Consider the following 22,872-nt stretch of genomic DNA (forward strand, 5'->3'; position numbering starts at 1 on the left):
TGAAAACAGTTATGAAGAAAGTTGCTTTTGTTGTTCCATGGTACGGGGAAAAGATTCCGGGCGGGGCGGAGGATGCCTGCCGGGAGCTGGCAAAACATCTGAAGCAGGACGGGGTGGACATGGAGATCCTGACGACCTGTGTCCGGGAGTTTGCCAGTGACTGGGGCCGGAATGTATATAAGCCGGGAACGGAAACGGTGGGCGGTATCCCGGTGAGACGGTTTCGGGCCGCTTCCAGGGACCGGGCCGCGTTTGACCGGGTGAATGCCGCATTGATGCGGGGTCAGCCGGTCCGCCGGCAGGAGGAGGAGATTTTTTTCCGGGAGATGGTCCACAGTCCGGATCTAACCCGCTATATCAGGGAACATGCATCGGACTATCATTGCTTTATTCACATTCCGTATCTGTTCGGCACTGCCTATTACGGTATTCCGGCCTGTCCGGAAAAGAGCATTCTGATCCCATGTCTCCATGATGAAAGTTATGCTCATCTGGACGGGATACGAAGGATTTTTGGGCAGGTCCGCGGACTGATCTTTCTTTCCCGGCCGGAAGCGACGCTGGCGGAGCGCCTTTACTCTATAGAAGGCAAGAAGCGCCAGGTGATCGGTTTGGGCATCCGGCAGGATTATTCCGCCGATCCCAGGCATTTTTTCCGCAAATATAAACTGAAACATCCCTTTCTCCTTTATGCCGGAAGAAAGGATGCCGGCAAGAATGTTCCGCTGCTTCTGCAGTATTTCGGGGAATTTCTATCGGAGCATCCGGACTGCCCCCTGGACCTGGTCCTGATCGGAGGGGGAGAGATCGGGATTCCTGCGTCCTGCCGGGGCAGGGTACGGGATCTGGGATTCGTGCCGATTCAGGATAAATACAATGCCTGTTCCGCTGCGCTTGCTTTGTGCCAGCCTTCCTTCAATGAGAGCTTTTCCATTGTGATTATGGAAAGCTGGATAGGGCGGCGGCCGGTGCTGGCGAACAGCAAATGCGCAGTGACCCGGGATTTCTGCGTACAGTCCAACGGAGGGCTTTATTTTGACGGGTATCGTGAGTTTGAAGGCTGCCTGGAATATTTGATGGATCACAGGGAAACGGCGGATCAGCTGGGAAGACAGGGAAGGCGATTCGTAGGGGAAAACTTTGCCTGGGATGTCGTCACCGGAAGATATCGGAAATTTATTGAGGAATTGTACACTTAAGCTGGGGGGAGACAGGATGCCACGCATTGTTCAGATTTTACCCACCGTTGTCTATGGAGATGCGGTCAGCAATCACGCTCTTGCCCTGGCTGACATTCTGAAGCAGATGAATCTGGAAACGGAGATTTATGCCCAGAACATAGGCCGCGGCGCACAGGGAAAGGTAAAGCATATGGATAGATATCGGAATTCCGGAAAGGATATCCTGATTTATCATATGTCCACCGGTACCAGCTTGTCCCGGGATGTGATGAAGATGCCGTCTTTCCGGAAAGTAATGATTTATCACAACATTACGCCGCCGGAGTTTATGCGGGATTACAGCTGGCGGGATTACCGGATTTTAAGGGAAGGGCGCCGGCAGCTGGCCATGATGAAGGACACCTTCGACTGGGCTTTCGGGGATTCGGAGTACAACTGCAGGGAACTTTCACAATATGGGTATCGGAATGTGCATCTCCTGCCGATCCTGATTTCCTATCCGGATTATGGGAAAGTACCGTCCCGCAGGATCCTGACAAAGTATCAGGATGGACGCACCAATATTTTGTTTCTGGGAAGGATCGCGCCGAATAAAAGGCAGGAAGATATCATCAAGACTTTTTTTTATTACAGGAACTACATGGATCCCACTTCCCGGCTGTTTTTGGTGGGCTCCTATACGGGAATGGAGCGTTATTACGGCGCCCTGCAGCTGCTGACAGAAAAGCTGGAGCTTGCAGATGTCTTCTTTACCGGAAAGGTGCCTTTTGAGGAAATTCTGGCGTATTATCGGATCAGTGATGTATTTTTGTGCATGAGTGAGCATGAAGGCTTTTGCGTGCCCCTGATCGAGAGCATGCTGTTCCAGGTCCCCATCCTGGCATACAGCAGTACAGCGATTCCTGATACCCTGGGCAATGCCGGGGTTTTGCTGAAGGAAAAGGATTATGGGATTGCCGCGGAGCTGCTGAACCGGATTGTTCACGACCAGGTGCTGCGGGATAAGCTGATTGCAAATGAAGCCAAACGATTGGAGCATTTTTCCTATGAAAGGGTGGCCGGCTGCGTCCGGGAATATATAAAGGAAATACTGGGTGAAGAAAATGAGCAGAAGTAGAATCGCAATGATCGTGCAGCGGTATGGCAGGGAGATCAACGGCGGATCCGAGCTGTACTGCAGACAGATTGCCGGAAAGCTTGCGGAGGATTATGATGTGCAGGTTTTGACGACCTGCGCCACCGATTATTATGACTGGGCCAATCATTATCCGGAAGGACTGCAGCAGGTGGATGGGATACCGGTGTTGCGGTTTCGTGTGGATCAGGAGAGGGATCGGCGCCGTTTTGACCAGCTGTCATCCCGGGTATATCACAATCCGCATGCCAGCCTGAAGGATCAGATGGAATGGATGGAGCTTCAGGGCCCGCTGTCCTCCGGACTGATTGATTATATCCGGCAAAACCGGGAGAATTATGATATCTTTATTTTTATGACCTATCTTTATTACACCACCTTCGCCGGACTCCGACAGATCCCGGAGAAAAGCATGCTGATACCGACGGCCCATAACGAGCCTTCCATTTATATGGGAATTTTTTATCCGTTTTTTCATCTTCCGAGGGCTGTGATTTATCTGACGGAGGAAGAAAAGCAATTGGTAAACCGCACGTTCCATAACGGCTACAAGCGGTCCGATGTGGTTGGCATCGGGATCGACCTGCCCGGACAGATTGATGCCGGGGCGTTCCGGGAGAAATACCACATCCCCGGGGATTTTCTCATTTATGTGGGCAGACTGGATGAGTCCAAGGGATTACCCCGTCTGTTCGACTATTTCCTGCGCTATAAAAAAGAGCATCCTTCCGATCTCAAACTGGTGCTGATGGGCAAAGCGGCAATGGATATTCCGCGGGATCCGGACATTCTGCCTTTAGGCTTTGTCAGTGACGGGGACAAATACAACGGAATGGCCGCCGCCCGGCTGCTGGTCCTTCCTTCCCGCTTTGAGAGCCTGTCCATGTCGGTGCTGGAAAGCATGGCTCTGGGAGTGCCGGTTCTGGTCAACGGAAAGTGCGATGTGCTGAAGGGGCACTGTATCCGAAGCAACGGCGGGCTGTACTACATCAATTATTACGAATTTGAAGAATGCCTTCACCTTCTGACCGGCAGAAAAGACATGTATGAAAAAATGGAGGAAAATTGTGTAAAATATATCCATGATCACTATACCTGGAAAAGTGTCATGGCAAAATACAAAAAATTGATCGATCAAACGCTGGAGGACATCCGTTCGCAGTCGGTTTCCGGCTGAAGGCAGGATGCCGGAGGAAAATCCTTTTCCGCCGGGCAGGTTCGATCATGGGAAAGGTGTTGAAAACCATGAAGGGTTCCTTCATATTATTGTCGATGGTCTGCATCCTTCTTGACTGTTGGCTTTTGTCGAAAAAAGAGAACAGAAAAAGTATGCCGGAGAACCTTTTTCTTTCCGTATCCGGTGTTGTTGTCTGGCTGGCAGCCGCGGCTCTGGGCCTGACGATTCTGGGAGAATACAGTCTGGTTCATCTAAATTTGATATTGGCGGTCACCGCTGCATTGCTTTGCCTGGCTCTGCTCTTTACCGGGATGGCGGACAGGCGGCGCAGAAAACAGCCCGGCAGCGATGCCGGAGTCGGCGCGGGTCGGGGGCAGGAACCTGTAGGCGATGCTGCCCTCCTTCGGAAGAAACCGGATCGGTACCATCTGATCCTTTTTCTGATCTGTCTGGCGGCCTTGCTCCTTTATGTGCTTTTTCCCACGGAATATCTTATCGGCGGGCGGGATCCCGGCGTCTATACCATACAGGGAGCTTACATCAATCAAAGCGGCGGATTGTATATCCATGATAATTATCTCAGTGAAAATTACGAAAGGCTTCAGGACGTGATTCGCAACGGATACCCGGGCTTTTATTCCGCCTTTGAGCGTGGCCTTTCCAGGGATCCCGGCCAGATCATTCCTCAGTTTCTGCCTATGTTTCCCAGCGTACTGGCCATTGGCTTTTCTCTGGCCGGTGTGGACGGCGCCGTGCGGGTCAACGCCCTGATCGCGGTTCTGTCCCTGATTGCCTTTTATGCGTTTGCAAAAGGGTTGATCGGGCGAAAAGGCGCCCTGCTGGCAACGCTGCTGCTGGCCATCAATCCATCCCAGATCTGGAATGCGCGCATTACCCAGACGGAAATCCTGTCCCAGTTTCTGTTTTTCGCCGCCATGGCTGTCTTTACGGAGGGATATCGCAGGAACGACCGGAAGGCAGCTGCGATCAGCGGAATCTTGATGGGCATCAGCTGTTTCAATCGGATTGACACTTACATATTCGGACTGGGGATTTATCTCTGTACTGCGTACATTATTCTGGTCCACCGGGGGAAAAGCCGGTTTTATCTTACCACATCGCTGTGGTATACCGTTGGTATGGTATTATCCGTGTTGTACGGATTCCGGTACAGTGCGCCCTATTACCGGGATCTGTGGGTGATTGGTTCTTTAAAGATGCTGCTGCTGGCCAACGCTGCTTTCGTCCTGCTGATCCCCCTGGCTTTTCTGATCCGGAAACTTATTATCGACCGGAAGCCGGATACGTTTCGTCCTCTGTTTTTCTGTAGCATGCGGTTGAAACGGCGAAGGCTTCCCCAGTGGTTCACCTGTGTTCTGTTTGCCCTGTTCCTGTTTGCTTCCTTTATTCGCCCACTCTATTTTACAGGCGGATTTGAAGTCGGCACAGAGGAATATTTCAGAACCCATTCCTTGTTGGAATTCGGCTTCTATGTTCCTCAGATTGCCATGCTTTTTGGTTTTCTGGGTGTTTATCACATCATACGGGGAAAGGGGATACACCCTTATCTGATTTTTATTGCCATTTCTGCTGCCAGTATTTTGATCTATACGTACCAGCCCAGTATTACTCCGGATCATCCCTGGGCGTCCCGAAGGTGGATTACGGTCAACATCCCGGTGGTCCTTCTTATGGCGGTTTATGGAATACAGAAAATTAGATTTTACGGGAGAAGTTGGAATCGTTGGATCAAGAACGCCGTTGTTTTTTCGTTATTCATTTTTTCGCTGTCGCAATCCGGATTGTTTCTCTTTCAGAGTATGTTCAAAGGATATGGGGCACAGTTTGAGAAGGTGGCCAGAGCAATACCGGAGGACACGCCGGCATTTGCGGAAGACGTTCAACTGGCTTCTCCCCTGACCTATATCAATGGAAAGAAAGTGTATCTGTTGAAGGAGGGAGGCTTTTCGCAGCCGATGGCAGATTTCATAAAGGAGGAAGGATCCATTTATGGAGTTGGCTGGCCAAATTACAAACAGGTCGATTTTATGTTCCGAAACGGTATATCTTTGTCCCGCGTGCATGATGAATGGATCAGGGGATTCTATCCGGAACAAAGCCGTGGGCATTATCCGGAAAAGGTGGTTCCGCGGGACTACGACGCTGGCGTCCGTCGTCTTGACTATTCCCCTGAAAACCTGTATTATACGTACAGCCTGCCTGCCGACTTTGAGACACGAAACGGTGTTCCAGACGGGGGCAGTATAACTTCCAACGGACAGGCCGGATTTTTGCTGTTTGGCAACTATACCTCCCTGTCGGCCGGTACCTATGAATTGTCCTTTTCAGGAAAGCTGCCGGAGGCTCACCAGGGAATCAGCAGGGACACGGCAGCAAGTGCTGCGGACAGCAGTGGAATGAAACAGGGCAGTAAGGCAGGAAAACCTCATTCGGAGGAAGATGCGGATGAGAAAACGGGATTTATCGATATTGTCTGCCGTCAGGGCGGACAGAAGGTGAGCCTGGGGAATCTGACGGACTTTTCGAACGGCGGGAAGCTTTCCGGTACCCTGTCCTTTACCCTGGATCAGGAGGAAAAGGATGTGGAATTCCGGGTTTATGCCGGAGAAGGCGTTTCCCTGACGGTGGATGGAATGATGCTGAAGAAAGTCCGGTGAAATCCGGCAGGACGGAGGAATGCAGCTATTATGGAAACCATATTGATCACAGGGGCAAAGGGACAACTGGGACATGCGCTGATGCGGTATGCCGGCAAGGATTCGTCGATGCGGTTTATACCGGTTGATCTTGCGGATGCAGATATTACCGTGCTGGACGAGGTGATTCGTCTGGTGCGTGAGGCAAAGCCGGATATCCTCATCAATTGTGCGGCCTATACGGCGGTGGATCAGGCCGAATCTGATGCAGACCGGGCCTTCCTGGTCAATGCGGTGGGTCCGAAAAATCTGTCCATTGCAAGTTTTGATCTTGGGATTCCCATGGTACAGATCTCCACGGATTATGTTTTCGACGGCAGCGGGGCGAAGGACAGGGACGGGAGATTGCGGCCCTATCGGGAATCGGATCCCATTTCGCCGCAGACCGTTTATGGCCGGACCAAACGCCTGGGAGAACTCATGACCATGCAGCACAATCCCCGGCATTACATTATCCGGACCGCATGGCTGTATGGAGAAGGACATAATTTTGTACGGACCATGCTTCGTCTGGCTTCCGGGAAGGATCCCGTACGGGTGGTGGACGATCAGACAGGGAGCCCGACCAGTGCGGATGAGCTGGCAAAGGCAATTCTTGCGCTGATCCGGACCGGACAATATGGACTGTACCACGGCACCTGTGAGGGAGCCTGCACCTGGTATGATTTCACAAAGGAAATCTACCGGCTGAAAGGGATCCGGAAAGAGGTCCTTCCCATATCCACGGAGGATTACCCCACGCCGGCCAGACGGCCCGCGTATTCCGTGCTGGAGAATTATCTGCTGGATCAGACAACGAAAATCCGTTTTGCCTCCTGGCAGGATGCCATACGAAATTACTTATGCGATTAGGCGGTCCGTACCGGGCCGCGGAATGAAACAATCCATACAGATCTGCCGGAACATTGACAGGATAACGGAAAGACGGCAGGATGGAAAGGGGCTTTTGCAAATGAAAGGTATTATATTGGCGGGAGGGACCGGCTCCAGGCTGTATCCCCTTACGAAAGTAACCAATAAGCATCTGCTTCCGGTCGGAAAATATCCCATGATTTTTTATCCCATATCCCGTATGAAAGAGGCCGGGATCGGGGAAATCCTGGTGGTGACCGGTCGGGAGCATATGGGAGACGTGGTCGCATTGCTGGGCAGCGGTTATGATTATGACCTGCGGTTTACCTTCAAGGTGCAGGATCAGGCGGGAGGAATCGCGCAGGCACTGGGCCTGGCGGAGAATTTTGCCGGTGGGGACCGCTGTGTGGTGATACTGGGCGACAATATTTTTTCCGGAAGCATTGCCTCTTATGTCCGTCATTTTCAGCAGCAGGAGAAAGGCGCAAAGGTTCTGATCCGGCAGGTTTCGGATCCGGATCGTTTCGGCGTTGCGGAAATTGACGGGGAGCACATTGTCAATATTGAAGAAAAGCCGAAGCATCCGAAAACCAATTTCGCCGTAACCGGTATCTATATGTATGACAGTCAGGTGTTTGATATCATCCGGACCCTGAAGCCATCTGCCCGTGGCGAACTGGAGATTACGGATGTCAACAATTACTATATCCGGGCCGGTCAGATGACCTATGACATGCTTCCCGGATGGTGGTCGGATGCCGGTACTTTCCCGTCCCTGAAACGGGCAAATGAAATGGCGGAAGGAATGGATCTTTCCCTGATGGATGAAAAAGCTCATGCGCAGCAGGGACGAGGATGAGAGGATGACTGGAAAGAAAAGAGGGAAAAAGAATGGGTAAATTCCGTTTTGAAAAAGGGCCGCTGGAAGGCCTGTATTTTGTGGAACCGGCTTTGTTTCCCGATTCCAGGGGAAGTTTTATGGAAACGTATGAGTCCAGGGAGTTCCGGGATGCAGGGCTGGATATGGAGTTTGTTCAGGACAATGAATCCTGGTCCCGGAAGGGGACCTTACGGGGACTTCACTTTCAGATCCGGCATCCCCAGGGAAAGCTGGTCCGTGTTGTCCAGGGGGAAGTGTTTGACGCTGTGGTGGACATCCGACCGGAATCCTCCACCTGTGGGAAATGGTTCGGCCGGATCCTGTCCGGGGACAACCGGATACAGATGTATATCCCGACCGGCTTTGCCCATGGATTTCTGGTCTTGTCCGGGCATGCCCGCTTCCTTTATAAGTGCACGGATTATTATCATCCGGAGGATCAGGGAGGGTTCCTGTGGAAGGATCCGGACATCGGCGTAAAATGGCCAACGGAAGGGATCGGGGAATTCTTCCTTTCCGAAAAGGACAAGAAGCTGCCGCACTTCCGGGATTTACATTTCAGCGGAAAACAGAAAGATCCAGGGAATGTTTGAGGAAATGGAAATTCGGCAACAAAGTACAGAGGAGAGATGAGATGGAAATTCAAAAACTGCTGGTAACAGGCGGAGCGGGTTTCATCGGCAGTAATTTTATCCGATATCTGTTTGAGACGTATCCGGAGATCACGGTCCTGAATCTGGATGCGCTGACCTATGCCGGAAATCCGGACAATCTGGAGGGGCTGCCCGATGGATGCCGCTACACCTTCTGTCATGGAGACATTACGGATGAGGAAACGGTGAACGGCATCGTGAAAGAGGGAGTCGACGCCATTGTCAATTTTGCAGCGGAATCCCATGTGGACCGGTGTATCACCGACCCGGGGATCTTTGTTCGGACCAATGTCATGGGGACCCGGGTCCTGCTGGATGCCGCAAGGGAATATCAGGTAAAGAAATATCTGCAGGTTTCCACGGATGAAGTGTACGGCACCCTGGGGCAGAAAGGATATTTTACGGAAGAGAGCTGCCTTGCCCCAAACAGCCCCTATTCCGCCAGCAAGGCCGGGGCGGATCTGCTGGTCCGCGCCTATCATAGGACCTTTGGCCTGAACGTCAACGTCACCCGATGTTCCAATAACTACGGGCCACGGCAGTTCCCGGAAAAACTGATTCCCCTGATGATCTCCCATGCCATGGAGGATCAGCCCCTGCCGGTCTACGGAGACGGACAGAATATCCGCGACTGGCTTTATGTGGAGGATCACTGCCGTGCCATAGACAGGGTGCTGCGCTGCGGAGAAAGCGGACGGGTGTATAATGTAGGCGGCAACAATGAAAGAACCAATATGGAGATTGTTGATTTGATTCTTGAAAAGCTGGGAAAGCCGCGCAGCCTGATTTCCTTTGTCCGGGACCGGCCCGGGCATGACAGGAGATATGCCATCGATTCCGGCAGGATTCAGAAGGAGCTGGGATGGAAGCCCATGTATGACTTTGCCTCCAGCATGGAGAAAACCATAGACTGGTACTGCAGCCATACGAAATGGCTGGATCGGATCCGCACCGGGGAATACCGCAGAAAGCAGGATATATAGATGGCCGCGGAAGGGCATCGTCTGCAGGATCTGGTAAGGGGAAAGCGGGTGCTCTGCCTGGCCACGAAGAATTTGGATTATATCCGGATCCAGCAGGAGATCCATCTGATCCGGGAATATGGCGGCAAACTGACGATACTGGGATCCACTGCCAAAGGCTATCCGGCAAGGCTGAAAACCGTTCTGCCCGGCTTGCTCCGTATGAAAAAGGAGGACTTTGATGTCATTTTCATCGGATTCCTGCCGCAGATTCTGATCCCGTTTTTTTCCTTTTTGTTTCGCGGGAAGATTGTTGTCATGGACTTTTTCATTTCCCTCTACGATACCCTGGTGTTTGACCGGCAGCGTTTCCGGCAGGGGGGACTGCCTGCGCGGTTCCTGCGATGGGTGGACCGGAAAGCCCTGCGGCGTGCGGATCATATTATAGCGGACACACGGACCGATGCGGAATATTTTGTGAAGGAGCTGGGTGCAGCCCCGGAGAAGATGGAAGTCCTGTACCTTGCGGCAGATACTTCCATATACTATCCAAGGAAATTACCCAAACCGGCCCGGTATCGGGATCGGTTTCTCGTGCTATATTTTGGAAGCATTCTTCCCTTGCAGGGCGTGGAGACTATTGTGGAGGCGGCAAACCTGCTGAAGGACCGGCCGGAGATTGCCTTTCTCCTGATTGGACCGGTCCGTGCGGAGCAGAAAGCGCAGGCTTCCTCCTCCAATATTGAGTTTGTGGAGTGGCTGGAGCAGGAAAAGCTGGCAGAGGCCATTGCCACGGCGGATCTCTGCCTGGCGGGCCACTTCAACAGCCGGATCGACAAGGCGAGGCGGACCATTGCCGGCAAGACCTATATTTACCGTGCCATGGAAAAGCCGGTGGTGCTGGGAGAAAACCCGGCGAACCGGGAACGGTATCAGGAAGACGGCCGAACGGTTTTCTATACAAAGATGGGAGATTCTTCTGCGCTGAGGGATACGATTCTTCGGGCTTGGCAGGCTCTTTCCGGGGAAAGGGTCCGTTACGGGAACAGAGGAGCGGAGGAAGACAATGATGAATAGGAACGAAGAGAACAGGAAGAGTGGGACAGATAAGAAGAACGGGAAGAATTGGAGCAAATGGATTGGTATTGCCCTTATGATTCTTTCCTTCGGATTTATCATCCGGGAAATTCTTCAGATGGATCTCTCTTCGCTTCGCATCGAACATCCTCTGCAGGCTGTTGTCCTGAGTCTGCTGTTTACCATGGTAACCGCCGGCTCCGTGATCCTTTCCGCCTATGCCTGGCGGAATATCCTGTCCGCAATCCATGGACAGGCCATTGGATTCGGAGAAGTTTTCAAGGTCTATGTCAAGGCAAACGTTGCAAAGTATCTGCCGGGCAATGTCATGCACTATGCCGGTCGGAATATGCTTGGAGGCCGGCTGGGATGGGGCCAGGGGGATATCCTCCTGAGCAGTGTGCTGGAGATAATGATGATCCTGCTCAGTGCCGCTGTTTTTCTGATTCTGTTTGCTCACCGGCAGTTTATGGGTGTGGTGAAGGATGCCATCCGGAATGGGGCGTCCAGGCCGATCATTCCGATTGCAATTTTGGCGGTGCTTCTTGTTGCGGCAGCAGGGATACTTTATCTCTTCCGGAAGCGGAAGGATTTGCAGGATAAGATGAAGCTGCTGGTTACACCCGGATTCCTGAAAGTGCTGGCCCTGAATTTCTTTCTCTATACCGGTACGTTTCTGATTCAGGGCATTGTGATGGCGTTCATCCTGACCGGCATTTTTCATGTCAGCCTGGGACCGGAGAATATTGTTGCTGTCATCAGTTCGTCGGTTTTGTCCTGGTTTGCAGGATTTATTACACCCGGAGCGCCGGGCGGCATCGGGGTGAAGGAAGCGGTCCTGCTGTGGACGCTTTCCCCTGTTTACGGAAAGGAAGTTACCCTGGCAGCAGCGCTGGTGCATCGGTTTGTATCGGTTTTGGCGGATGTGGCTGCTTTTGGAACCGGAATGATCATGGAAAAACGCAGGTAGGATACTATCCTCTCTGTCATACCTGTTGAAATATCTGGAAAGGAAGAAGAGTTATGAAGCTGATTATTCAAATTCCTTGCTATAATGAGGAAAAAACATTGCCCATTACATTTGGGGACCTTCCGAAGGAAATCCCGGGAGTGGATCAGTTGGAATATCTGATCATCAATGACGGAAGCACGGACCGGACCGTGGAGGTGGCAAGGGAACTGGGAATTCATCATATTGTAAGTTTTCCCAACAACCGCGGCCTTGCCAAAGGCTTCATGGCCGGCATTGATGCCTGTCTCCGGCTGGGAGCGGATATCATTGTCAATACGGATGGGGATAACCAGTACAAGGGGCAGGATATCGTGGATCTGGTACAGCCCATTCTGGAAGGCAGGGCGGAAGTCGTGGTGGGAGACCGTCAGACGGATACCATAGAGCATTTTTCTCCCATGAAAAAGCGCTTGCAGAAGCTGGGAAGCTGGGTGGTCCGGAAAGCCTCCGACAGCAATGTCATTGATGCTGCCAGCGGATTCCGGGCATACAGCCGTTCTGCCGCCATGAATCTCAATGTCGTATCGGAATATTCCTATACCCTGGAGACCCTGATTGAAGCGGGCCGTACCAAAACGGCCATTGACAATGTCCCCATCGGCACCAATGAAAAGCTGAGGGAATCCCGGCTATTCAAAAACATGGGAAGCTATATGAAACGATCCGGCAGTACCATTATCCGGACCTATTCCATGTACCGGCCCCTGAAGATCTTTCTGACCCTGAGCGCCATTTGCCTGTTGCTGGGCCTGGTACTGGGGATACGGTATCTGTACTTTCTCGGCATCGGCGAAGGCAGTGGCCACGTTCAGTCCCTGATCCTGGTTGCCATCTTGATCCTGACCGGAATCCAGATGGGGGTATTCGGACTGTTGGCCGATGCCATTGCTGCAAACCGCAAGATCAACAACGAACTGCTTTTCCGCCTGAAACGGATTGAGTATGACCACCTGATCCCCTTTGAGCAACAGGAAGAGCAGCGGAAAAAGATCGCCTGGGTGGATGAAAAGGCGGATGAAAAATATGCCGGGGCGCAAAATAGCACGGACAGGGAAAGTCAGCAGTAACAGTTTTGAAGTATTGCGGAGGGGATGGAACCAGAATGCGGAAGATATGGAATCGGATCGCCTTATATTTGATTATTCCGCTGGCAATCATAGGCCTGCTTTATTGGGGTGCGCAGATCGCATCGGAAAAATACAACTCCGGGGAGTTGAAACCGGGCCAGTATCTGGCGGAATACACCAGTACGGCGCGAAATATTACAGCAGTGTCCGGAGAAGGAATCACCGTTCCTGTTACCGTCCGGAATACCGGTTCCCTGTCCTGGTCCTCAGAAGGCGAAGGAGCGGTGTTCCTGTCCTATCACCTTACGCAGTCCGGGGAACCCATTGCCGGGGAAGGAGAACGGACAGCCCTGCCCAAAATCCTTCCATCAGGGGGAGAGGCTACGTTGGATTTAAAGGTATTGGCTCCGGAGCAGACAGGCAAATACACTTTGGAAGTGGATATGGTCTGCGAGGGGGTCACCTGGTTCGCCGATCAGGGAGCAGAGCCCCTGAAACTTCCGATGGAAGTTTCAGGGGAATGAGGAAGGCCGGGTCCGGTCGGAAGGGAACGTATCCTTTCGAAAGCAGGATTCGAAAATAAAATGGGATCGTTTCATAAAAATGCAGTTTTGAAAGGGGAGAATCCATGAAAAAGCGGATTTTCATTGTGTTGTGTATAAGTATCCTGGCAGCCCTGCTGCTGGTATCCTGCTCCGGAGATCCGGGACTGCATCCGGACAGGACTCCGAAGCCTGCTCCGATTGCCGGATCCGATGACCAGGGAAGCAACGGGGGAGAGGACGATGTGGACATTGAAGTCCAGCCGGGATCCGGAGATCCGTCTCCCATTACCGGTTTGGATATGAACGCGGATTACAAACCGGTGGCTGTCATGGTGGAGAATATTGCTGCGGCACGGCCGCAATCCGGCGTGATTGATGCGGATCTGGTATATGAGGCCAACGCGGAAGGCGGAATTACCCGTCTGCTTGCCGTATTCCAGTCCAAAATGCCGGAAGTGGCGGGACCGGTTCGCAGTGTCCGTCACTATTATATGTATTTGGCAGAGCAGTGGGATGCCTATCTGGTGCATTACGGCCAGTCGTTTATCGCAAAGGACATGTTTGACAGGATTGATGTCCAACGGCTGAACGGCTTGTATGATGAAAGGCTCTTTACCCGGGATTCTTCCCGCAAGGCGCCGCATAACGTATACATAAATGTTGGAGACTGCAGGAAGAAGATTGATTTCCCCCAGAAATGCAAAGGATTTCAGTTTTCCTCCGAAGACGTCTCCCAGGGGGAACCGTATCAGGAAATTACGATCCCTTATCATGGCAGTGATAATGTGGTAAGCTATCAATATGATGAATCGGAAAAGCGGAATCTGCGGTTTGTCAACGGAGAGAAGAATACGGATCGGGAGACCGGAAAACAGTTGTCCGCTAAAAACATCATTGTACAATATGCTAAACATTCCATACTGGAGCCTGGAGCCGGCTATCGGGACATCAGGCTGACCGGCACCGGAAAGGCGAAATACTTTATCGGCGGCCATTGTTTTGACGGGACCTGGGAGCGTAAGGGAGAGGACAGTTCCACCGTCTATTATGACGAAAGCGGGAAAGAAGTCCGGCTGCAGCCCGGCAACACCTGGATACAGCTTGTTCAGACAGATATGCAGGTAACGGTGAAATAGGTTATGGAGTGCGGCGCATTCCAAAGGAAAGCAAAGGAGTGTCGGAATATGAAAAAAGCTTTGATTACCGGAATTACAGGGCAGGATGGTTCCTATCTTGCCGAATTGCTTCTGAAGAAAGGCTATCAGGTCTATGGCCTTCGAAGGCGAACCAGCAATCTGAATTATGGAAACGCGGAACATCTGAAGAACGATATTGAATTTATCTATGCCGATATGACCGATGTTCCGTCCCTGGTCACGGCATTGGAAAAGTCCGATCCGGATGAAGTATACAACCTGGCAGCCCAGTCCTTTGTCCAGACGGCGTGGGAGCAGCCCATCCTGACCGGTCAGGTGGATGCAATGGGCGTGACCAATCTGCTGGAAGCAATCCGGATCACAAAACCGGAAGCAAAATTCTATCAGGCATCCACCAGTGAAATGTTCGGGAAGGTGCAGGAGACTCCCCAGAAGGAGACCACTCCCTTTTATCCGAGAAGTCCCTATGCCGTGGCCAAGCTGTATGGCCACTGGATCACCATCAACTATCGGGAGAGCTATGATATGTTCGCCTGCTGTGGGATTCTGTTCAATCATGAATCTCCCAGAAGAGGGCTGGAGTTTGTGACCCGCAAGGTAACCGATGCAGCTGTGCGGATCAAGCTGGGACTGCAGAAGGAACTGCGTATGGGCAATCTGGATTCCAAACGGGACTGGGGATTTGCCGGGGACTATGTCTACGCCATGTGGCTCATGCTGCAACAGGAGAAGCCGGATGACTATGTGGTGGCAACCGGGGAAACCAGGACGGTCCGGGAACTGCTCGATACCGCATTCCAATGTGTTGGTCTGAACTATGAGGATTATGTTGTGATTGATCCCAAATTTATTCGTCCTGCAGAGGTACAGCTGCTTTTGGGCGACTCTTCCAAAGCAACGAAAAGACTGGGATGGAAACCGAAAGTCAGCTTTCAGGAAATGATCGGAATGATGGTGGAGGAGGACATGCGCCGGGTGAAAGCGGAGCAGAATCAAAAAGAATTCCTGAGCTGCCCGGACACGGCGAACGTATGAAAATATTGATTACCGGCATATGCGGATTTGTCGGCGGTTATCTGAGCCGCTGTCTGGCCCGGGCGGGCCATGTGGTCTGCGGAACCCGGCTGGAAGGGGAAAGGGTACCTGATTTTCTGAGGGATACGGAAATCCATGTACTGGATCTGACCCAAAAGGATGCGGTGGGGGATGTGCTTCGGGAATCCGAACCGGATGCCGTCTGCCATCTGGCTGCCCAAAGCTCGGTGGCCCTGTCCTGGCGGGATCCGGCCCAAACCTGGGAGGTCAATGTGATCGGCCTGATTCATTTGCTGGAGGGCATCCGGGCCATGGATTCGAATCCCCGCATCCTGCTGATCGGATCCAGTGAAGAATACGGAAAAGTGACGCCGGAGGAAATCCCTCTCCGTGAGGATCATTCCCTGAGACCGGGAAATCCCTATGCCGCCGGCAAGGCTGCTCAGGAAATGCTGGGCCGCCTCTACGCAGAGGCATACGGTATGGACATCATCATGGTCCGGGCCTTCAACCATACCGGGCCGGGCCAGGCGCCCACCTTTGTCATTCCCGATTTTGCAAAACGGATTGCCGCCATGGAAAAAGGGCAGATGCCAAAAGAACTTCTGGTCGGGAATCTGGAGGTGGTACGGGACTTTTCCGATGTCCGGGATATCGTCCGGGGATATGCCATGCTTTTGGAACAGGGCCGGGCAGGGGAAGTCTATAACATCGGATCCGGGCAGGGATATTCCATCCGGGATCTTTTGCAGCGTCTTTTGGCAATGACGGTGGAAGCCATTGCCGTTTCCCGGGATCCTGCGCGGATGCGGCCCTCGGACGTACCGGTCCTGATTGGCGACATCCGTAAGATAACGGATCATACCGGATGGAAACCGGAAATTCCCATGGACACAACCCTGCGGGATGTTCTGGAGGACTGGAGACAAAACGATGGACTGCCCGGTCGGAAATAGCAACTTTGAGGTGATATTACATGAAAACAATCGGACTGATCCTGGCGGGAGGCTGTGGGACGCGGTTCTGGCCGCTGTCCCGGGCGAAGAGACCCAAACAGGTGCTGAAGCTGGACGGAGATAAGGAAATGATCAATTTTACCATTGACCGGTGTTCCCCGTTGATTCCAAAGGAGGATATCTATCTGGTTACAAACCGGGACCAGGCGGAGCTGCTGCAGGAAGTTACCGGCAGCCGGATGGAACCCGGCCGGATCTTTGTTGAGCCGTCCGCCCGAAATACCGCTCCCTGCATTCTTTATTCGGCGCTGAGGCTGCGGAAAAAGTATGGAGATGCAGTGCTCTGCGTCCTGTCATCCGATCAGAGTGTGAAGAAGGAAGAAGAATTTCGCAGGGTCCTGTCGGAAGCTTCCGATTATGCACAAAGCCATGATGACATTGTAACCGTCGGGATTACCCCGACCTTTCCCAGTACCGGTTATGGCTATATCAAAACCGGCTCCATGGTGTCCGGATCCGATACAGTTCATCATGTGGACCGGTTTGTGGAGAAGCCGGATCGGGAAACCGCTTCAGAATATCTTCATTCCGGCGGATATCTGTGGAACAGCGGAATGTTTATATCCCGGATCAGCACCATTCTGGACCGCTTCCGGCAGCATCTGCCGGAAATGTCTCAGGCGCTCTCGCCGCTGAAGCATCTATCCGATGAGGAAGCCGGCTCTTTTCTCCGGGAGGTGTATCCCACACTGGAGAAGATATCCATTGATTATGGCATCATGGAAAAGGAAAACCATATTGCTGTGATTCCGGGGGATTTTGGATGGAGTGATATCGGCGCCTGGAACACGCTGGGGGATGTGATCCCTCCGGATTCCAGCGGGAATGTCATAAAGGGAGATCATGTCGGCCTGGATACGAGGGATTGTGTGGTTTTTTCAGGAGATAAAGTGGTGGCAACCATCGGCCTGTCCAATGTGGTGATTGTCAATACTCCGGACAGTGTGCTGGTCTGCAGTAAGGACGAGGTGCAGGAGATCCGGCAGCTGACCGATGAATTGAAAAGGATGGGGCGGGAAGATTTGTTGTGAGGATAAAAAAGAGCTGCTGCAACTTTTGATTGCAGCGGCTCTTTTTTGTCCCTCTTTTTATTTCAAGCTTTCAAATTTCTGTTTCTTTCTCTGCTTGCATTGGCTTTTGTCTGTTGCCGCCTGTTTGTTACTTGACCCTGTCCCCGGTATTTTCCGATGCATATGCAGACTTGGATCCATAAATGAACTCATGAAGCGCATCGGTGTTCTTTTCAAGATCCGGCACAAGAACCATCATTTTGCCTATTTTCTCGTCCTCGAATCCGTCGTCCGTCGGGATGCGGAACTGCTCCATGTCCGAATTTCCAAATCCCACTATGGTGGCGGCCAACCCAATAATCTCCTTTTTGGTGAGGCTGGTCTCCACGTTGGGCAGGACCGTGTTTACCAGCTCCGGTATCTTGGTGACGCTGATGTTCATTCCCTTTCGAAGCAGCTCACTCATAACCCTTCTCTGCCGCTCGGTGCGCTCAAAATCATCCCGCCCCACTGAACGGACTCTGGCATAGGCCACTGCCTGACGTCCGTTCAACGTCTGCAGTCCGGGTGAGGTAAGGTGTTTTGCCCTGGAACCCCTGTTGATCTTGTTCAGCTCATCAATGTAGGGGCTGACCGCATTGACTTCATTTTTCTTGATGTTAATGTCGACACCGCCCACCAGATTGATAATGTCCTCCAGCGCCTTGAAATCCACCGTGACATAATCCTCAATGTTCATATTGAAGTTCGTATTGACCGTCTTGATGGCAAGAGACGGTCCGCCGCTGAAATAGGCCGTATTGATCCGGTTTTTTTCCCTTCCGGGAATCTTTACATACATGTCCCGCATCAGGGAAGTCAGTTTGATCTTCTTGCTCTTTCGGTCCACGGATGCGATCAGGATGGCATCGGAATGTCCCTTTTCGGTTTCGGAGCGTTTATCCAGTCCGAACAGGAGAATATTCGTAACGCCGGTGTCCTTCTGGGACAGCGCGTCATCGCCGATGCCCAGGGCCTCCTGTTTGTTGAGCCCCTCGCCGATCTTTTCCCCGGTGTCCGGATCCTTCAGGCTGGCTTTCGGTATCCGGTCCAGCAGGTTTAATATATAACCGCCTGTGCCGATCAGAGCCACAAGCAAAATTATTAAAATGGTTATCAGTACTTTTTTCATCTTATCAACCCCCAAATTATTCCTGTTCCTGCTTATTGTCCTTACAACAGTCTTTCCAAAATAACAGGCCTGATGCTTTCCATTTCAAATTTAATCTATATACTTTCTATATTATATAGAAGGACGGAATATAGTCAAGAAAAGTTTTGAAACGTAAAATGATTTTACGGAAGAATCGACCGGATCGGGCAAAACAAGGCAGGATTTTCCTTGTATTTGTCGAATAGGGATTAAGAGATCAGCAATGAAGAAAGCAGCAATGCTTTCGGAAAAAATACAAGCAAAAGGAGTGAATCACTTGATGAAGAAACATGTCGCATTTCTGGTTATATTTGCGCTTCTGTTCCCTGTCCTTTTTTGCAGGCCGGCAGATGCCGCCGGGGAATGGGCGATCGCCAGGGATATTACCATCAAGGCAAATTTCCACGTACAGTCCTATGGGAATGTTGCAACGGAAGGAAAGGGATCTCTTGCCTTCGGGACCATCGGCGAGGCGAAAAGGCTGGAAGGATTCCGGCTGGAGCTGAAAGGCGCCCCCAGTGATATGGAGATCCGTTACGCCGTTCATGCTAAGACATACGGGGATCTTCCCAAAAATGGCCTGGCTGTGGGCCCGGAGTTTGCAGGGACCATCGGCGAAGCAAAAAGGCTGGAGGGAGTGCGGATCGGCCTTTATAGAAAGGGCACGAACACTCTGTATCCCGGATATCAGATATCCTATCAGGTACATATGCAGGGATACGGCTGGGGAGCCGATGCGAACCACAATGCATACCATGGGAATGAATATGCCTATAAGGCAGACGGCGAGTTTGCCGGAACAAAAGGCGAGGCACGGAGGATCGAAGCCGTTTCCCTTATCATTGAAAGGAAAGCACAGTAACCAAAAAGCAAAAATCAAAAATTCATATTTTTATTTCATCAACGATACTCTCGGGAGTATCGTTCCTTTTTGTTGCTTCTGGAAGTTTTTTGGCTTGACTTAGCAACATATGAAAATTATACTATACATGTACCATATTCCGGCATCCATGTACTTCCAATAAGGAAAAATACATAATTAAATATTTATTTCAGCGTAGGACACGGACCAGTTTCACTATTACAGAAGGAGTGACATTTTTGCAAGCAAAATTTCGCAAACTGACTATGGTTTTTTTGGATATTTTCTTTATTTCCCTTGCCCTGTACATGGCTTTTTTGACCCGGCACGGCACTCTGCCCAGCCATTCGTTATATGAATGGTTTTCCATATGGTCCTGCCTGGTGGTCATCAGCCTGTCCAGCAATCTTCTTTTCAACCTATACCGAAGTCTCTGGCAATATGCCGGGATCAATGAGATGCTGTACATATTGTGTGCCGGCACACTGACCTGTTCTCTGTATTTTGTAGCCATACATCTCCTGCATATTCATATTGCCTATAGTATTTATTTTCTCATCTGGGTATTTGACATTGCTTTTCTTGGAATCAGCCGTATCGGTTCCCGTATTATCCGTTCCATGCTGAAAAAGAGCAGCAGTTCTCCGGAGGGCAACTGTAAAATGGTTTTGGTCGTGGGTGCCGGGGAAGCCGGAGCTATGGTGATAAAGGAATTACGGGGCCATGATGAACTGGGTTTAAGGCCCATTGCCCTGATCGATGATGACCGGTATAAACAGGGTACGCTGATTCAGGGGATCAAGGTATACGGGGATCACAGCCGGATTGGGGATGTCGTCCGCCAGCTGGGAATTGATGAAATCATCATAGCCATGCCATCCGTTCCCAGGGAGGCGCAGGCAGATATCCTGAACGAATGCAAAAAGACCAAATGCAGGCTGAAGACCCTTCCCGGCGTATATGAGCTGATCAGTGGGAATGTATCCATTCAGCAGATCCGGGATGTAGAGATTGAAGATCTGCTGGGACGGGATCCCATTGATTTAAATGTGGAAAATATCTGCGGCTATATTCAGGGCAAGGTGGTTCTGGTCACAGGAGGCGGTGGTTCCATCGGATCGGAGCTGTGCCGGCAGATCGCACGCTTTGACCCGAAGCAGCTTCTGATTCTGGATATCTATGAAAACAATGCCTATGACCTGGAACAGGAGTTGAAGTGGGACTTTCCGGAACTGAACTATAAAGTCATCATCGGATCGGTTCGGGACAAGGCAAGGATGGAATGGATTTTCCATACCTATCGGCCGGATGTCGTCTTTCATGCTGCTGCTCACAAGCATGTTCCGCTGATGGAAAACAATCCGGCGGAGGCCATCAAGAACAATGTGTTCGGTACCTGGAATGTGGCGGAATGTGCCGACCGGTACGGCACCGGGAGATTTGTCATGATTTCGACGGACAAGGCCGTCAATCCCACCAATATCATGGGGGCCACCAAAAGGATTGCGGAAATGATCATCCAGGGCATGGACCGGATCAGCAGGACGGAATATGTGGCCGTTCGTTTCGGCAATGTTCTGGGCAGCAACGGCAGTGTTATTCCCCTGTTCAAGAAGCAGATTGCGGCCGGGGGGCCGGTAACGGTCACCCACCCGGACATCAACCGGTTCTTCATGACCATTCCTGAGGCGGTGCAGCTGGTTTTGGAAGCGGGCTCCATGGCACAGGGAGGGGAGATCTTTATTCTGGATATGGGGAAACCGATGAAGATTGCGGATCTGGCCAGGGATTTGATCCGGCTTTCCGGGCTGGAGCCTGGTGTGGATATCAAAATCCAGTATACGGGATTGCGGCCAGGCGAGAAGCTGTATGAAGAGCTTTTAATGAAAGAAGAAGGGCTGACAGCCACCCGGCACAAAAAGATATTTGTCGGAAAGCCGGGTACCATTGATATCGGGACTCTGAAGGGGGAGCTGGAGAAGCTGAAGTTTGTCATGTCCGGTCCGGCAGATGCCCTGAAGGAATATGTGAAGGAGATGGTCCCCACTTACCATACCGCTGTACCTGCTTCTGTCCACACACCCGTTCTTTCTGCGGTGGACGAAGTTGCCACCGGTAAGGAGGAATATCCGAAATGATAAGGCAATTGGAAGACACAAAGCGGGCACAGCCTTATGCGAAAATTTCCGGGAGGTAAAAAAATGAGTGAAGTTCAGACAGACCCACAGAAGTATGAGGATGAGATCGATCTCCGCGAGCTTTTCCAGGTCCTGTGGGAAAACAAATACAGGATTCTTGCAGGGACTCTTCTTGTCGCTCTGTTGACGGGGTTGGTTAGCATTTTTCTTTTAACTCCGGTATATCAGACAAAGCTGGATCTGGTGATCAGTATGCCGGAGCAGTACCATACCCGATATGGCGACTATAAGCTGCCGATTTCCACGAATGATCAGTACATCAGCCTTCTGACCAATCATACCGTTTTGGCTAATACTATAAGGGATATGAAGTATGACCCGGAGAAAGTCCGTCCGGAGAAACTGAAGAAACAGATTGAGATAGACAACAAGGATGCCGCAGGGAGCGGAAAGAAAAACATTTTTCATATTACGGTTTCGGCAGACAGTCCGCAAAAGTCCCTGAAGCTTGCCAGGACATTATATGCGAATTACATTGAATTTGTGGACATTTTGACCAAGGAGGAGGCTGTCACCTATTACACCAATTATTTCAATACGGAGCTGCAGTCGCTGGATCTTTCCCTGAAGGATAATCAGGCACTTCTGAAGGAAAATGAGAAACTGTTGAACGGAACATCGCAGACAATTTCCCAGAATGACCTGATGGAAGCCATACAGGAAGGCCGGAAGGGCTCACAGGACTATATCGTGGTGGAGAATATCATCAATGACAGTTATACCAAGATACAAAATGATGTTGTCAGTAACCGGCAGACCATCTATTCGATTGAAAATTCCATCCGTTCCGATCAGGAAAAATTAAAGGAAATTAAAAAAGAAAAAGAGAAGATTTCAAAATATCATGAGACAGACGGCAAAACACCTGTTGAGTCGGATTTCATCCGTGCGGTGGAAACCGGTATCCATATGCCGTCTGAGCCGGTGGCGCCCACACAGAAAACGGGTCCGTCCAATGGCAGGAATGTTTTGATCGGTATGGTGACAGGTTTTCTGCTGAGTGCCATGGCGGTTTTTATCCGGAAATTCTGGATGGAAAAGTCTCCGGCCGGGGAAGCTGGAAAGGCGGATGCCGGGAGTTCCGTTTGCCGGACCGGCTGAAAGCTGCTACAATAGGTGCAGGAAAGTTGTCCGGGAAGTGGAG

20 protein-coding genes are annotated in these 22,872 nt (G+C 51.4%); 19 read left to right on the top strand and 1 reads right to left on the bottom strand.

Features of this window, described 5'->3' with window-relative positions:
- Window positions 1–11 precede the first annotated feature (11 nt).
- The 16 genes from QBE55_05350 to QBE55_05425 all read left to right on the top strand — a co-directional run bounded on the left by QBE55_05350 (window position 12) and on the right by QBE55_05425 (window position 17,497).
- A complete protein-coding gene (locus tag QBE55_05350; protein WZL79564.1) occupies window positions 12–1,199 on the top strand; it encodes a glycosyltransferase family 4 protein in 1,188 nt (395 codons plus the stop codon).
- Window positions 1,200–1,215: 16 nt separating this feature from the next.
- Window positions 1,216–2,298 carry a glycosyltransferase family 4 protein gene (locus QBE55_05355; protein ID WZL79565.1) on the top strand — a complete coding sequence of 361 codons (1,083 nt, stop codon included), beginning with the start codon at window positions 1,216–1,218 and terminating at the stop codon, window positions 2,296–2,298.
- On the top strand, window positions 2,285–3,493 hold the full coding sequence (locus QBE55_05360; GenBank protein ID WZL79566.1) for a glycosyltransferase family 4 protein: 1,209 nt from the start codon (window positions 2,285–2,287) through the stop codon (window positions 3,491–3,493). Before QBE55_05355 ends, QBE55_05360 begins: the two co-directional genes overlap by 14 nt.
- A gap of 47 nt (window positions 3,494–3,540) precedes the next feature.
- Window positions 3,541–6,171, top strand: coding sequence for a glycosyltransferase family 39 protein (locus tag QBE55_05365; protein WZL79567.1), 2,631 nt, complete (start codon window positions 3,541–3,543; stop codon window positions 6,169–6,171).
- 30 nt (window positions 6,172–6,201) lie between these two features.
- A complete protein-coding gene (gene rfbD, locus QBE55_05370; protein ID WZL79568.1) occupies window positions 6,202–7,062 on the top strand; it encodes a dTDP-4-dehydrorhamnose reductase in 861 nt (286 codons plus the stop codon).
- Window positions 7,063–7,162: 100 nt separating this feature from the next.
- A complete protein-coding gene (locus QBE55_05375; GenBank protein ID WZL79569.1) occupies window positions 7,163–7,921 on the top strand; it encodes a sugar phosphate nucleotidyltransferase in 759 nt (252 codons plus the stop codon).
- A gap of 32 nt (window positions 7,922–7,953) precedes the next feature.
- Window positions 7,954–8,535, top strand: coding sequence for a dTDP-4-dehydrorhamnose 3,5-epimerase (gene rfbC / locus QBE55_05380; protein ID WZL79570.1), 582 nt, complete (start codon window positions 7,954–7,956; stop codon window positions 8,533–8,535).
- A gap of 47 nt (window positions 8,536–8,582) precedes the next feature.
- A complete protein-coding gene (rfbB, locus tag QBE55_05385) occupies window positions 8,583–9,578 on the top strand; it encodes a dTDP-glucose 4,6-dehydratase (GenBank protein ID WZL79874.1) in 996 nt (331 codons plus the stop codon).
- Window positions 9,579–10,634 (top strand): glycosyltransferase, encoded by a 1,056-nt coding sequence (locus QBE55_05390; GenBank protein WZL79571.1) that lies wholly within the window; start codon window positions 9,579–9,581, stop codon window positions 10,632–10,634. It abuts the gene before it with no gap.
- A complete protein-coding gene (locus QBE55_05395; protein WZL79572.1) occupies window positions 10,624–11,604 on the top strand; it encodes a YbhN family protein in 981 nt (326 codons plus the stop codon). The genes QBE55_05390 and QBE55_05395 overlap by 11 nt, the downstream gene beginning before the upstream one ends.
- A 53-nt stretch (window positions 11,605–11,657) precedes the next feature.
- Window positions 11,658–12,713 carry a glycosyltransferase family 2 protein gene (locus QBE55_05400; GenBank protein WZL79573.1) on the top strand — a complete coding sequence of 352 codons (1,056 nt, stop codon included), beginning with the start codon at window positions 11,658–11,660 and terminating at the stop codon, window positions 12,711–12,713.
- A 35-nt stretch (window positions 12,714–12,748) separates the two neighbouring features.
- On the top strand, window positions 12,749–13,237 hold the full coding sequence (locus tag QBE55_05405) for a hypothetical protein (protein ID WZL79574.1): 489 nt from the start codon (window positions 12,749–12,751) through the stop codon (window positions 13,235–13,237).
- A gap of 104 nt (window positions 13,238–13,341) precedes the next feature.
- The gene (locus QBE55_05410) at window positions 13,342–14,394 is read left to right on the top strand and encodes a DUF3048 domain-containing protein (protein ID WZL79575.1); all 1,053 of its coding nucleotides are present in this window, start codon (window positions 13,342–13,344) and stop codon (window positions 14,392–14,394) included.
- Window positions 14,395–14,442: 48 nt separating this feature from the next.
- On the top strand, window positions 14,443–15,450 hold the full coding sequence (gene gmd, locus QBE55_05415) for a GDP-mannose 4,6-dehydratase (GenBank protein ID WZL79576.1): 1,008 nt from the start codon (window positions 14,443–14,445) through the stop codon (window positions 15,448–15,450).
- The gene (locus tag QBE55_05420; GenBank protein ID WZL79577.1) at window positions 15,447–16,406 is read left to right on the top strand and encodes a GDP-mannose 4,6-dehydratase; all 960 of its coding nucleotides are present in this window, start codon (window positions 15,447–15,449) and stop codon (window positions 16,404–16,406) included. The genes gmd and QBE55_05420 overlap by 4 nt, the downstream gene beginning before the upstream one ends.
- A gap of 20 nt (window positions 16,407–16,426) precedes the next feature.
- The gene (locus QBE55_05425) at window positions 16,427–17,497 is read left to right on the top strand and encodes a mannose-1-phosphate guanylyltransferase (protein WZL79578.1); all 1,071 of its coding nucleotides are present in this window, start codon (window positions 16,427–16,429) and stop codon (window positions 17,495–17,497) included.
- Window positions 17,498–17,624: 127 nt separating this feature from the next.
- On the opposite strand, the gene QBE55_05430 is transcribed toward QBE55_05425, so the two are convergent.
- The gene (locus tag QBE55_05430; protein WZL79579.1) at window positions 17,625–18,647 is read right to left on the bottom strand and encodes an LCP family protein; all 1,023 of its coding nucleotides are present in this window, start codon (window positions 18,645–18,647) and stop codon (window positions 17,625–17,627) included.
- 301 nt (window positions 18,648–18,948) lie between these two features.
- Here QBE55_05430 and QBE55_05435 point away from each other — a divergent pair, with 301 nt between their 5' ends.
- The 3 genes from QBE55_05435 to QBE55_05445 all read left to right on the top strand — a co-directional run bounded on the left by QBE55_05435 (window position 18,949) and on the right by QBE55_05445 (window position 22,829).
- Window positions 18,949–19,530: a hypothetical protein gene (locus QBE55_05435; protein ID WZL79580.1), complete on the top strand. Its 582-nt coding sequence runs from the start codon at window positions 18,949–18,951 to the stop codon at window positions 19,528–19,530.
- 266 nt (window positions 19,531–19,796) lie between these two features.
- Window positions 19,797–21,668: a nucleoside-diphosphate sugar epimerase/dehydratase gene (locus tag QBE55_05440; protein ID WZL79875.1), complete on the top strand. Its 1,872-nt coding sequence runs from the start codon at window positions 19,797–19,799 to the stop codon at window positions 21,666–21,668.
- A 63-nt stretch (window positions 21,669–21,731) separates the two neighbouring features.
- A complete protein-coding gene (locus QBE55_05445; GenBank protein ID WZL79581.1) occupies window positions 21,732–22,829 on the top strand; it encodes a Wzz/FepE/Etk N-terminal domain-containing protein in 1,098 nt (365 codons plus the stop codon).
- Window positions 22,830–22,872: the final 43 nt, after the last annotated feature.

The organism is Eubacteriales bacterium mix99, from assembly GCA_038396605.1.
Classification (GTDB): domain Bacteria; phylum Bacillota; class Clostridia; order Caldicoprobacterales; family DTU083; genus UBA4874.